The organism is Pseudodesulfovibrio sp. S3, assembly GCF_004025585.1.
Taxonomy (GTDB): domain Bacteria; phylum Desulfobacterota; class Desulfovibrionia; order Desulfovibrionales; family Desulfovibrionaceae; genus Pseudodesulfovibrio.
Window position 1 is genome coordinate 225,990 of sequence record NZ_QTZO01000005.1, and the last position, 12,734, is coordinate 238,723.

The 12,734-nt window shown below is 57.1% G+C and carries 11 protein-coding genes; 4 read left to right on the top strand and 7 right to left on the bottom strand.

Translation table 11 applies throughout. From position 1 onward, the window contains the following. Positions 1-95: 95 nt before the first annotated feature. The 3 genes from DWB63_RS07980 to DWB63_RS07990 all read right to left on the bottom strand — a co-directional run bounded on the left by DWB63_RS07980 (position 96) and on the right by DWB63_RS07990 (position 2,204). Entirely contained in the window at positions 96-710 is a 615-nt protein-coding gene (locus tag DWB63_RS07980) for a 3'-5' exonuclease (protein ID WP_128328378.1), read from the bottom strand. Between the two features lie 76 nt (positions 711-786). Next, the gene (locus DWB63_RS07985; protein WP_128328290.1) at positions 787-1,443 is read right to left on the bottom strand and encodes a hypothetical protein; all 657 of its coding nucleotides are present in this window, start codon (positions 1,441-1,443) and stop codon (positions 787-789) included. A gap of 14 nt (positions 1,444-1,457) precedes the next feature. Then, positions 1,458-2,204 (bottom strand): hypothetical protein, encoded by a 747-nt coding sequence (locus DWB63_RS07990; RefSeq protein WP_128328291.1) that lies wholly within the window; start codon positions 2,202-2,204, stop codon positions 1,458-1,460. Between the two features lie 119 nt (positions 2,205-2,323). On the opposite strand from DWB63_RS07990, the gene lgt reads away from it, so the two are divergent. After that, complete coding sequence (gene lgt / locus DWB63_RS07995) at positions 2,324-3,106, top strand: prolipoprotein diacylglyceryl transferase (RefSeq protein ID WP_128328292.1); 783 nt, start codon at positions 2,324-2,326, stop codon at positions 3,104-3,106. Here the strand turns inward: lgt and DWB63_RS08000 are convergent. After that, entirely contained in the window at positions 3,101-3,886 is a 786-nt protein-coding gene (locus tag DWB63_RS08000) for a glutaminyl-peptide cyclotransferase (protein ID WP_128328293.1), read from the bottom strand. The genes lgt and DWB63_RS08000 overlap by 6 nt on opposite strands. Before the next feature lie 123 nt (positions 3,887-4,009). Next, positions 4,010-4,642 carry a TetR/AcrR family transcriptional regulator gene (locus DWB63_RS08005; protein ID WP_128328294.1) on the bottom strand — a complete coding sequence of 211 codons (633 nt, stop codon included), beginning with the start codon at positions 4,640-4,642 and terminating at the stop codon, positions 4,010-4,012. A 141-nt stretch (positions 4,643-4,783) separates the two neighbouring features. Here DWB63_RS08005 and ispH point away from each other — a divergent pair, with 141 nt between their 5' ends. The 3 genes from ispH to moaA all read left to right on the top strand — a co-directional run bounded on the left by ispH (position 4,784) and on the right by moaA (position 7,384). Then, positions 4,784-5,632, top strand: coding sequence for a 4-hydroxy-3-methylbut-2-enyl diphosphate reductase (gene ispH, locus DWB63_RS08010; RefSeq protein WP_128328295.1), 849 nt, complete (start codon positions 4,784-4,786; stop codon positions 5,630-5,632). Positions 5,633-6,008: 376 nt separating this feature from the next. Beyond that, positions 6,009-6,371: a molybdenum cofactor biosynthesis protein MoaE gene (locus DWB63_RS08015; protein ID WP_128328296.1), complete on the top strand. Its 363-nt coding sequence runs from the start codon at positions 6,009-6,011 to the stop codon at positions 6,369-6,371. An 8-nt stretch (positions 6,372-6,379) separates the two neighbouring features. Continuing rightward, a complete protein-coding gene (moaA, locus tag DWB63_RS08020; protein WP_128328297.1) occupies positions 6,380-7,384 on the top strand; it encodes a GTP 3',8-cyclase MoaA in 1,005 nt (334 codons plus the stop codon). A gap of 217 nt (positions 7,385-7,601) precedes the next feature. Here the strand turns inward: moaA and DWB63_RS08025 are convergent, their stop codons facing one another. Together DWB63_RS08025 and DWB63_RS08030 are read right to left on the bottom strand one after the other, a co-directional pair. Then, complete coding sequence (locus DWB63_RS08025) at positions 7,602-11,306, bottom strand: DUF748 domain-containing protein (RefSeq protein ID WP_128328298.1); 3,705 nt, start codon at positions 11,304-11,306, stop codon at positions 7,602-7,604. An 85-nt stretch (positions 11,307-11,391) separates the two neighbouring features. Then, the gene (locus DWB63_RS08030) at positions 11,392-12,642 is read right to left on the bottom strand and encodes a hypothetical protein (protein WP_128328299.1); all 1,251 of its coding nucleotides are present in this window, start codon (positions 12,640-12,642) and stop codon (positions 11,392-11,394) included. Positions 12,643-12,734: the final 92 nt, after the last annotated feature.

Consider the following 12,734-nt stretch of genomic DNA (forward strand, 5'->3'; position numbering starts at 1 on the left):
TGCTAACGGCATGAGGAAAGGCAGGTTTTTCCTGCCCTACGGAGTTTGCACGATACATGCCATGGCCCGAATCGGGAGCGGGGCGGAGAAAAAGGCTAGGTCAGGCCGAGGTCATCAAGGGCGAGATACAGTTCGCGGCTGATCCAGGCGTCGGTGGCGGCATAGAGTATCTGTTGCCGTGTGAGCTTTTCCTTGGCCCAGTTGGAGCATTGGGCCGATTTGGAAATGCGGAAACCCAGGAGGTTGGCGGCCATGTTGCGCAGGCCGTGTGTCTGCATGTTGGCCTTGGAAGTGATGTCGGAAAGGTCCACGAAGCCACTCGGTTTGAACCGGGCGAGTTTTTGCAGCCCCAGGATGTCATCGCGCACGGCCACGCCGGTTTTGACGATCTGGCGGTCGGACAATAATCCGCACAACGCCTTGTTCAGCGGCAGGATGCTTATCTGGAAGACGTAGACGCAGTCGCCCGTGGCCAGTTGGAGAATGGCTGGCGGCCCCGGCTTCTTGCCTTTCTTGAACACGGGCCGAGTCTCGGTGTCGAAGCCCAGAAGGGGGTGGCCCTGCATCTCTTCGATGGCCTCGATGCAGGCCTCCTCCGTACGGATGACCTTGACCTCCCCCTCGTAATGGCGGAGAGGCATGGCGTTTATGTCATCTTTGGTGAAGGCGCGGAGGTGTTCTAGTGGTATATCTATTGTGTCCGTGGTCATGAATGCTTCGGCGTTGTCGTTTGAAGTTTGGTAATCGTTGTACATTCCTGCGGGTTCGTCAAGCCCATGATGGTGTCTAATCGTAGCTGGAACTGGCCGTGCTGCAGGGAGATGCGCTCATGCGCCACCAGTAGGGACCGCTGCACTGTTCCTTGGGTATGGGACCAGCCCGGCGATTTTTGGTTTTGACGACATTGTCCACGATCTGTCTCTGCACGGATTGCTCGATGAGCTCCATGCCGTTCGCCAGCGGGACGGAGCCATCTTTCATGCCGGGCATCTGGCTGATTACTTCATTGGTGATGAATCGTTGCGAGGACATGGAGTCGAGGAACAACTGAAGGGACTTCATGGCGGCGTCCGCATCTCCTTGTCTGGCGTGGGAAAGGGCCGTGTAGATGTCACCTTCCCATATGCGCTCGTCCTTGCGGGCGGCCAGTTTCATGGTCTTGATGCACTGGTCGTAGTCTCCGGCATAGTAGAAGGATATACCCGCCTTGATCAGGGTGGAAGGAAAACGCATGGTCCTGCTCGGCGGATCTTCCTGAAGGGCCTGGGTATATTCCTGAGCGGCCTTCTTGAAATATTCCAAGGCCTTGTCGGTCTGGCTGTTGGAGAAGACCCGCCACGCCCGTTCAAAGTTCCGGTCTCCGCCTCTGGCCGAAGCGGCCGCCGGGCATGCAGAGGCCAGGAAAAGGGCCATTGTCAATATGAATAAGGTGAGTTTACGCATGTCATCCTCGTCGTTCAGGGCATATACGCCCTGGCTATACGGAAAATGTCGTCATAGGCCATTTTTTCTCGAATGCCCAGAGCCATTTCCAGGGCCATGTCCATTTTGCGGGCGGTTTCCATCACGACTCTGTCTCGGATGTTTTCCAGGTGGTTGGCCAGGAAATCGGCTTCGAAGTTGTCGATGGCCAGGGAAATTCCTTCGGAAAAGAACCGGGACCCCAGGAACGGGATGAACCTGTCCATGTTCTGCCGTCCTTCGCGGCGGGCGTACATGACGAAAAACAGCAGTTTGACCAGCAGGCGATCGGCCTTCAGCTTGTGGTTCACGGAAAGCAGGGTGGTCATGTCGACCCCCTTGGGCTTGATGGCGTCGAACATGGAGGTGGCCATGTCAAAGGCGCGGTCCTCGGTCATCAGGGGATGCGCGAACTTGGAGTCCATGCGGACCAATGTGATGCGGGGGTTTTCGCCTGATGCGATGGCGTAGATGGCCAATCGCATGAGGTCGATCTTGGTCCGGTAGTCGTCAAGCTGGATGTCCCGCTTGGTTTCCGCCAGTCTCCGCACCAGGGCGGTATCCAATTTCGAGAAGACCGTATCCAGCAGGTGCAGGATATACGGTTCCGTGGCGCTGGCGATCTCTTCGTCCAGGATGGAGCGCCCTTTCTTGGCATCCATGATTTTCTTGATGGACAGCCAATAAGCGGCCAGGCCCTCCACGGGCATTTCCAATATGTCAATATCCGGTTGCTTTTTCATGACACCACGTTTTGGGGTTGACGGGGCGGTAAAAAAAGAGACACCCTGTTCGCTATGCGACAGCGTACCTGATTTTTTGAAGAAAACAAAGAAAGACATCACAGACGGAGATCCGTTCCATGCTCCAGTATCCCCAATTCGATCCTACCATGATTTCCATAGGCCCGCTCTCCTTGCGCTGGTACGGCATGATGTACGTTTTCGGCATCCTGTCGGGCTGGCTCCTGGGCCGGTACAGGGCCTCCAAACCCTGGAACAAGATGTCCCCCAAGCTGATGGACGACTTCATCACCTGGGCCATCCTCGGGGTGGTGGTCGGCGGCAGGCTCGGATACGTCCTGTTCTACAATTTTTCCTATTTCATCGCCAACCCGCTCAAGATGTTCGCAGTCTGGGAAGGGGGCATGTCCTTTCACGGCGGGGTGATCGGCGTACTTTTTGTCTGTTGGATTTTTGGCCGACTCAACGGCATGTCCTTTGTCGAGGTGGGGGATTTTGTTTCGCCTCTGGTGCCGCCCGGTCTCTTTTTCGGACGTTTGGGGAACTTCATCAACGCGGAGTTGTGGGGCCGGTATACTGATCTGCCCTGGGCCATGCCGTTCCCCGGCGCAGGAGGCCTGCCCCGGCATCCCTCGCAACTCTACGAAGCCGGTCTGGAAGGTGTGCTCCTCTTCATCATTGTCTGGTGGTATTCGGCCAAACCCAGGCCCAAAGGGTGCGTAGGCGCAGTGTTCCTGCTCGGTTACGGCGTCTTCCGCTTTCTGGTTGAATTCGTCCGCGAACCGGACAGACATCTGGGGTTTGTGGCCCTCAACTGGATGTCCATGGGGCAGTTGCTCTGTATGCCCATGATCTTGTTTGGAATCGGGTATTTGTGGTGGGCCTACAGAAAGGCGTCATAACTTCGGGATTTCTATCTCGAACAGCTTGTCCCAATGTTTGCCGGTGACAAAGAGCCGTTTGCCCTTTGCGTCATAGGCGATGCCGTTGGCCACGCCGCTTTTTTCGTCGATGCGGCTGCGCAGCGGGTCCAGGTTCAGCCACGCCCTGACCTGGCCGGAGGCCGGATCGATTATGGCCACAAGGTCGGATTTCCAGATATTGGCATAGATCAGACCCTCTACATATTCCAATTCATTGAGCCTTGGAACGGGCTTGTCCCCGTCCGTGACGTCTTTGACCGCGATCAATTCGAAGGTCCTGGGGTCGTGGAAACGGAGTTGGGCTGTACCGGAGGAAAGAATGAAATGATCCGAATCGAAAGCCAGTCCCCATCCTTCGACGGTCTCGAATGTCTTGCGGTAGGCAAACCTGCTGACAGGTTCCAGCCCGGCCAGGGTGTAGATGTATCCCACGCCTGATTGCCAGGTGAGCAGATACAGCGAGTTTTCGAAGGGGGCCATGCCTTCGGCGAAGTGGTCTGGGCTGAAGGCCACGGTTTGCATATGGCGGCCGGTTTCCGGATCGACCACGGCCAGGAAAGAGCGATTGTAGCCGCCCGAGGATTCATAGAACTTGTTGTCAAAACAGAAGAGTCCCTGAGTCGATGTGCCTGCGTCGTGCGGGAATTCCTTGATCGGGCGGCAGGGGATGACGGGTGCTTCGGCCCGGCCTGGAGTCGGTAGGACCAGAATGGAGGCCATGAGCAGGAACACGGCGGTTATGACGGCATAGGCACGCATGGAATATCCTTGAATCTGGCAGGGCGGGGAGGGGTGTCCCGGTAAGCCTATTCCCGCCGCTGGGGGGAAGGTTGCAGGAATCCGGGAGGCGGTCAAGGAGAGGGTGCCCTGGGACGGTTTTGCTTACGTGTTGTTTTTGATGGCTTCGAGACCGCCGAGACAAAAGATCACCACGTGGTCCACGAACTGGTCCATGCTGGTTTTCAGGTTTGGCCGGTGCGGATTGAGTCTGTCCAGAATGGGCTGGGTGAGCAGGTGGTCGAGCATCATGGCCCAGATGTTGGAGCTGCAAAACGCCAGGGCATGGTCCGGGACGGTCGGGCCGAGGATGTCGGAAAGTATCTGCCGCAGCTCGTTGGCGCGAGGTTGCACCTGGTGTTGGACGATGATGTCGAGGTTGTGGCTCGGTTTCGCCATTTCGCGGAGAAAGATGGCCCATTTCTGGGCAACCAGGTTGCCGGTGGGTTCGTAGATTTCTGACGCCAGGCCGTGCAGGAAATTGTGCAGCCGTTCCCTGGTGGAGATTGCGGAGGTTTTCCTGGCCTGCCACTCTTCGCCCTTTGGAAAAATTTCCTCCAGCACCGATGCGTACAGGCCGTCCTTGCTGCCGAAGTGATAATTGACGGCGGCCACATTGGCCTTGGCACGGCTACAGATGTCGCGCACCGTGGCCGAATCGAATCCCTTGTCCGCAAACACTTCGATGGCTGCCGCCAAAAGCGCGGTTTTGGTGTTGACGTCGGGCGAATCGTTCATAAGTAATAGTCCTACGGAGGCGTCAGTCGCCCGGTTTGCTTGAAACGGTTGTTTGAACAAGTTATTCCTCAGAGGGACCGGCAAGTCAAGATTTTCCTGAGGCGGGTAATTGGGCCCGTGTTCTGCCAAGGAGATAAGTGCGTGGAAGTCATTTTAGCGAAAACAGCGGGTTTCTGTATGGGCGTGGGGCTGGCGCTCACCCATCTGGACAAGCTGGTTGCCAAGGGAAAGGACCGTCCCATCTATATCCTCGGTCCCATTATCCATAATCCGCAGGTACTCAAGCGCTACGCGGACAAGGGCGTGATCATGGTGGACAGGCCGGAGGACGTACCGGGCGGGGCCTATGTGGTCATCCGGGCACATGGCATCCCCCGACAGGTGGAGGCGCAGCTTTGCGCCCGTGACGTCAGGATCAAGGACGCCACCTGCCCCCGCGTGAAGAAGGCGCAACTGCTCATAGCCGATCATACCGATGGAGGAGGCGAACTGCTGCTCTACGGCGAAGCGGACCATCCGGAAGTGGCCGGATTGGTCAGCTATGCACAAAACGGCTATCGCGTGTTCGGGGTCGAGGAGGAGTTGGAGTCCTATGGCCTCAAGTCCGGTCAAAAATATGTTCTGGCTGCTCAGACTACTCAGGACAGGGTGCATTTCGACAGGATCGCCGAAAAATTGTCCGGCCAGTTCGGTCTGGATGTGACCGTGCTCGAAACCATCTGTGATGCCACCAAGCTCCGCCAGGCAGAAGCCAAAACACTGGCTGCCGAAGTGGATTTCGTGGTGGTGGTGGGCGGCTACAACAGTGGCAACACCCGCAGACTGGCCCAGGTGGTTTCGGCCCAGGGGACTCCGTGCAAGCATGTGGAGACCCTCAACGATCTGTCCCTTGATTCCCTTACCGGGTTTGCCCGGATAGGGGTCACCGCTGGTGCATCCACCCCCAGAACGCTCATCAATGAAGTGTTGGCCGGGCTGGAGTCCCTGTAAAAAAACTGGGGCCAGGCGGTTCCGGATTGGGTAAGTCCGGAAGCTGACCCTGGCCCCAAGCACGACGCTCGAGTGCATCCTTTCCGCGTAGCAGGATCCGCCGATCAGGGCAGTGGAGGGCATTGACCGGCGGGACGCGTTTTCCTGGCGATGACGATGCCTCTTCGAGCCGTCAACTAGGGGAGGATTGCCATATTTGAAGGCCTGTGCGGCCTTTTGATCCAAGTATAGTCTTATTTTTCTGTGATGGTATTATATTATTGGAATATGACAGGTGCCTGATCTGGGGGAAAACCGCAAAGGTTGTCAATGGCAGGGCAAGGGCTTAATTTGACCGGGTACCGGCAACAGGCTACACGACCACAAGGAGTATGTCATGGATATCAATAAAGCGCTCAGCGACCTGAAAAAGGAACCCGGCTTTGCCGACAATGTGGGCATGGTGCTGGTGCACAACGGAATCGTCCGAGGGTGGTCCCGCAAGGATCACAGCGAAGTCGTCGCCATCGAAATCACCCCCGATCTGGACAAGATGGAGGAAATCCGCAAGGACATCGAGGCCTATGAGGGCATTTTCCGTGCCGTGGCCCATGCCCGTTCCGGGCGTATGCAGCCCGGTGACGACGTGCTCTTCCTGATCGTGGCTGGCGATATCCGTGAAAATGTCAAGCCCGCCCTGGCCGACTTTCTGGATCGGGTCAAGGCCGAGGCCGTGACCAAAAAAGAAATTTTCGCATAAAGGCAGCCATGCATCATATTCTCGAGGATACCCACGGGCGCACGGTCAGCTACATGCGCATCAGCGTGACCGATCGTTGCAACCTGCGGTGTACCTACTGTGCCGGGGAAGGAATGCAATTCATTCCTCATCCGGACATTCTCCGCTATGAAGAGATTGCCGGTTTCATCGGTATGGCCCGCAATCTGGGGGTGCAGAAGATCCGTTTCACCGGCGGCGAGCCTTTCGTGCGCAAGGGATTCGGTGAGTTCATGGCCGACACTGCCATACGGTTCAAGGATATGGACCTGTGCGTGACCACCAACGGCACGCTTTTCGGCGACGAGATCGAGCGGTTGGCCCGGGCTGGTGTCAAAAGGGTGAACATCTCCCTGGACACGCTCGATGCCAAACGATTCGAGAGTATTACCGGCCGTGACCAGTATGCTGTTGTCCGCGAAAATATTGACCGCTGTCTGGAAGCGGGCATGAAGCTGAAGATCAATGCCGTGGCCATGAAGGGCGTCAATGACGACGAATTGCCTGGCTTCGTGGAGTTTGCCCGTACCCATCCCGTGGATTTCCGTTTCATCGAGTTCATGCCCGTGGGGCTTGAGACCGGGTGGGACGATGGTCTGGTCTGGACTGCCGAAGACATTCTGGCCGAAGCCGGAAAATTGGCGGAGCTGGTTCCGGTGAGCGCGGCCGGAGAGCGTCGTCACGGCCCTGCCCGTATGTTCGACATCAAGGGCGGCAAGGGGCGTATCGGTCTGATTTCTCCCTACACCAATCATTTCTGCGCCACCTGCAACCGATTGCGCATCACCTCGGACGGCAATCTTCGGACCTGTCTTTTTTCGGACAGGGTCTACCGGCTGCGTCCGGCCCTGCGCCATCCCGCCCTGGGGCTGGAGGCAGTGGAGCGGATCATTCGACTGGCCGGGAAATCCAAGCCCATCGGCAACGATCTGCTCAAGCGCATGCCCGCAGGCAAGGGCGTCTGCAAAACGAGAATGGCGTCCATCGGCGGATGACCCGCATTCCATTTCCCGGCGACCACATGAAAGCAACGGGCCACATCCTTGCAGGGATGCGGCCCGTTTTCCTTTTCTGAGGCTTTCGAGGTCAAGGTGAGGTTTGGTAATGGCCATGTTTCGGAACAGTTGAAAAGAAGTACTTCCTCACTCAACCCTCCTCAACCCGCGAAGCGGCGACAAAAAGTTCTGAAGGGTGAGTCCGGAGGCATTTTCCCTACTTGATGCCGAGGTCGGCGCGGTGTGCAGGTACACCTGTCTTGCCCTTGGCCTTTTCGCGTCGGTCGAGCAGGAAAACGCGTTCGGTCAGTTCCGGGTTTTTTCCTAGGATGTAATTCTTGACCGTATTGGCCCGCTGCAAGGCCAGCTTGTTCAGCAGTTCGTCGGTGATGACGATGCGGTCACGGATGAATTTCTCCATGACCTCCACGGGCTGGCGGTCTGTCACGAACAGTGTGGTGGGCTTGACGCCTTCTTCGTCCGGTTCATCAGCATAGGCTTCATAGAGCATATCCTCATATTCTTCCGGTGTGATGACCATTTTGTCCACGGCGGTTTCGGCTCGTTTTGACCGGGGCAGGGAATCGTATTTCGCCTGTTTTATCTTGCGTTCAAGGGTGGCCTGGATCAAACCGTTCTTGTCTGCGTTCGGGTCGATGACGCCGTCTACGCTCAGTTTGAGTTTGCTTCGCTCGGTCATGGCCTTGATGATGGTCTCCATCTTGGCTTCGCCCCCGGCGTCAAGTGAGGCCCTGCCCGGCTCGAAGACCACGAAGTCCATGTTTTCTCCGCCGCCGAAGATGGAGCCGATGAGGGAGAAGGGCGAGGCCAGCGCCTTGAAGAACAGGTTGATGATGGCCTTGAACACGATACCGCCGACGCGGAAGTTCGGATCGTCCAGCCTGCCGCTGATGGGCAGGTTGAGCTCCATGTTGCCGTTGGAGTCCTGGAGCAGGGTCAGGCCGAATTCTACGGGAATGTTGGGGGCATCCGGGCGGGTGTCCTTTTTGCCGAGTTTGAGCTGTTCGATGAAGAACTTGTTTTTGGCGTCGAGCACCCAGTTCTCGGTCTTGAAGGTGACATCCGCATAGAGCCGTCCCTTTTCCACGGGATAGGCCAGGTTTTTGAGTGTATAGGGCGTCAGCGGGACCAGCTCCATGCCGTTCACCGAGATGGCCAGATCGGAATAAATGGGGCTGATGACGGGGTTCAGGACGCCGGTGACGGACATGGGCGTGGGACCGATATTGGCCTTGAAATCCACCTTGGGCCGGGCCTCCGGGGTCTTGCCGATTTCCGTCAGGCTCAGGGTCATGGCCGTCAGCTCGGTAGCGAACCCCGGCTGCATGCTGTCATCCCTGAATCGGACCGTGCCGTTTTGCATGCTGACCTTGCGGATCTCCAGGGTTTCGAAAAATGGCTTTCCGGCATCGGCCTTGGCCATCGCTTCCGCGGTTTCGACCTCGGTCTCAAGCACTCCTGTCGCGGCCTCGGCCAAGGCTCCGGCGGCCTTGTTCGCCGGGGCGGCCGTTTTGTCTTCCTCGACCGGCGGGGAGGGTTCGGGCAGGTGCAGGGCGCGTCGTATATTCAACCGTCCGTCCTTGGCAAAGTGGACGAACGCCCTTGGTCCGCTCAGACTGATCTCGCCGATGGACAGGGTGTTCGGCTCGGTGGCAAAGGTGATGCCGGTGACGTCCAGTCGGTCCATGCCCGCCAGTTCTTTGCCGTCAAAAGTCGTCTTCATCTGGAGGTCGCTCAGGGCCGTCTTGCCGGTGACGGTCACCTTGGGTCGATCGCCGCCCTTGAACGTGTATTCAAGATCGGCAAAAGCGGTCCCCTTGGCGATGAGCAGGTCTGTGTTTTCGGCCAGGTAGTTGTCCAGGGGGCGAAGTCCCATGCCGTCGACCCGGATTTGTCCGTCGGACCAGAGCGGTTCGATGGATGCCTTGCCCTGGGCCGAGAACGTTCCGCCACCGCTCCAGGCGCCGTTCAGGGCAAAGGGCATTGCGGCGTCCTTTTCGGTGGTCAGGTCTTTCAGGTCCAGCCGGAATTTCCTGATCCCGAGGGTGGCCGGGTCTTTTACCGTCAGATCACGGAAGTCCGCTGTTCCGTCCTCGAGGATGATGTGGGTGAAGGTTGCCTGCCATCCTCCGGCCCAGGTCGCCCTTGCGGCATCGAGGACCGGGGAGGTCCTGTTTTCGGCTTCGGCCTGCTCCCTGCCCCTGGCGAATTCCTTTTGCAGGTCGAACTGTCCGTCCTTTTCCCTGGTCACGCTGGCCGAAGGACCCGAGACCTTGATTTCGTCCACGCTGACGGATTGTTCCTTGAGGTCCAGAGAAGCTCCCGAAACGGTGAGTGCGTCCATGGTGAAGCATGGCTTTTGGGCCTTTGCCTTGCGGACCGCAAGGCCGGTCAGGCTGACAGATCCATTGGTCACGGTCAGTTCCGGTTCCTCATCCACCATCTTGAAGCCGATGTCAGCCGAAAATCCGGCCGTGCCGGAGTCCACGATCAGGGGCTGGACATGATTGATGTATGGTCCGTAGGAAGGCACGGACAGGTTCTCGCCGGAAACGGTGACCGTGGCCGCCAGCGGTTCGAGAGTGGCCAGACCGGAGAGGGAGATGATCCCCTCCTTGCCCATGGAGCCTTTGAACGAGCATTGACGTTCGCTCCGTGTGGAGAGTTCGGAGCCGGAGAAATTGAGGCCGGTATAGGTGCGCTTGTAGCCGCCTGTCACCACACGGTCCAGAGTGTCCAGGGTGCCGTCCTTCAACTCGAAGTTACGGATGTCCATGACAAAGGCGGAGTCGGTGTCCGCTTCTGTCTTGATCTTCGGTCCGGTAGGCCCCATTTCGGAGCCAGGAAAGTAGTTTGCCCAGTTTATTTCATTATCTCCGCCCCTGATGATCTTGAAGAACGGCTTGTCCAGAGTCAGGCTCTTGAAGATCAGGGCGTTGTCGTCCAGGGAAAACCGTTCCATTTCAAAGGCCAGTTCCTTGAAGGAGAAAACCGATCCTTCCTTTGGGTCTTCAAGGTCTACGCCGGACAGCGTGCCGCCGCCGCCCAGAAAGAGGTTGAGCCTTTGGGCGTCCGGGCGTTCGAAATACAGGGAAATATCCGAGGTGAATCTTCCGCTTTTCAGCTTGAGCGGCGTTTTGATGGGGACATATTTCCAGTATTGGTCCAGGTTGATGTTGACTGCGCCGAGCTCGAATTCGGTCAGCAGGGTCTTGTCAAAGGGCAAGGTGCGGCCCTTCAGTTCCACGGGGTCGCCGTTGACCACGGCCGTGAACTTGGGCTGAGTGAATTCCTTTACCTTGTTCGAGATGCTTGAGGTGAAGGGAACCCGCAGGAATATATCGGCTATGACGTGCTTCTTGTTGTGCGGGCGGTCGTCGAAGGTGATGTTGGCGTTGGTCATTTCAAAGCCGTACAGGGCAAAGGGAAAGACCGCGTCTGCCTGCTCGGATTCTTCGGTCTTGCCCTTGGGCTGACCAACGCTGTCGGGCGTACCCAGCAGGTCGGATATGGAATACTGGCCGTCTCCGTAGAAGGTGAGGTTGAAGTTGAAGTCATCCAGTCGGAGATAGGCGATGACGGGTGCCAGTTCCCATATGGTGGAAACGCCCGGAGCGATCATCAGACTGCCCACGGACACAAGGTCGCCTTCTTCCTTCAGGTTGCGTATCTTCAGGCCGGTGATTTCAAGGTGCAGGGTGAGCGGGTTGAAGCGAATTTCCTCGATGCTGGCCGGCCGTTTCAGGTTGGCGTCGATCTGGTGCAGCATCACGCTCTTCAGGATCGGCGGAACGGCCAGGAATCCGAAAAGAATGTAGGCAACGAAGGTGATGAACAGCCAAAAGACGACGCGTCTGATCCGAGGTGTTCCGATTGATACTTTGTCGAGGAAGGAAAGCATATTGAACCAACTTGTAAGAAGAAATTGTCGATGTTGTTTGATATTAGATGGAAAAAGGCACTTGGTCCATTATTCTTGACGGCGCTCAGCCTTGTCTGGCGGACTTCTGCAGCGGTCTGACCACCAATACCTTGTATAGACTCAGGCCCAGGAAAAAAGCCAGGATGAGCAATAGCCCAAGAACGAATGCGTACTCAAGAGTGTTCTCCAGTTTCTGCTCGCTCTGCTCCATCAACTCCTCGGCGTGCTTGAAAAGGGCTTCCTGCTGAAGTCCGATGCCTTCGAGCGCTTGATCCAGGGCCGCTTTCCGCTCCTGTGAGACATTGGTCATGACGTCGGTGACGATGGCGTTCTGCCATGTGTTCATTCCGGCCAGGGCCTGGTTCAGGGTCTCGGTGCGTTGATGGTCCAGCCTGACAAACATCTCGTTCATGAGATTGGACGATACCACGTTGAATTCTCTGGGGAGGTTTTCGGCGATCTCAGCATATCGTTCGGCCAGCCCGACCGCCTTGTCCGTCTGCGTTATGAGGCCGTTCATCTCCGGCTGGAACATGATTTCCAGGTAGGCCAGCTTTGCCTGGAAGTTGAGCGCGATCTGCATTCGGGACATGAGATAGAAGGCGCGGTCAATGGCTATTTTTATGTCTTGGGCAACCTCGGCGGCCGTTTCGACGCTGGCGAACAGGCCGCCCGGAGCCTTGAGTTTTTCCATGGAGGGTTTGAGGCCGAGTTCGCCGAAGTCCTCGAAGCGCACGTAGTTGACGGCGACCTTGTCGGGATTGTTCTTGCGCCACAGGAGAATAACCCTGGCCAGTTCGTCCATCTGCTCCTGGTCCATTATCTTGGCTGCAAGTTCCCAGACTTCCTTCTCCACTTCCCTGAATATGCCCACGATGGGCTTGGCGGGTTCCCCGAAGACCTTGGGTACCCAGAAATCTTCCCAGACCATGCGCCTGAGGGAGACGACCACGATCAGGTCCAACAAAGCGACTCCGGGATAGGGTCCAGCGGCTATTTCAACATTGCTGGCCAGGTTGAATACCAACATGCGTGCAGCGGTGATTCTGGCCTGAGGTGTCCCTATTTCTTCAAGTTTTGCGGCAGCTTCCGCCATGCGTGTGTTGGTCGTGTCTGCAAAGGCCATGACCGCGGCCTGGAGTTCCTGGGGGGTCATGGTAGCCGGGGTGTTGCTCGTGCTTACCGTGGCAGCGGTCTTGGTCGGAGATTTGGTATAGAACATGGGGGTGTTTTGTTGCATCCGGCTGATGCCGGAGGCACCGCAAGCGGTGAGCAGGGCCAAGGTTATGCTGATGAGTACGAAGTTTCTATACATGTTCTCTGCCCGATGTTGATATGATGAGATATATGCCTTTCGAACAGGACTAAACCACGGATCAACGGGCATGATCAACAGGAATGTGTTCG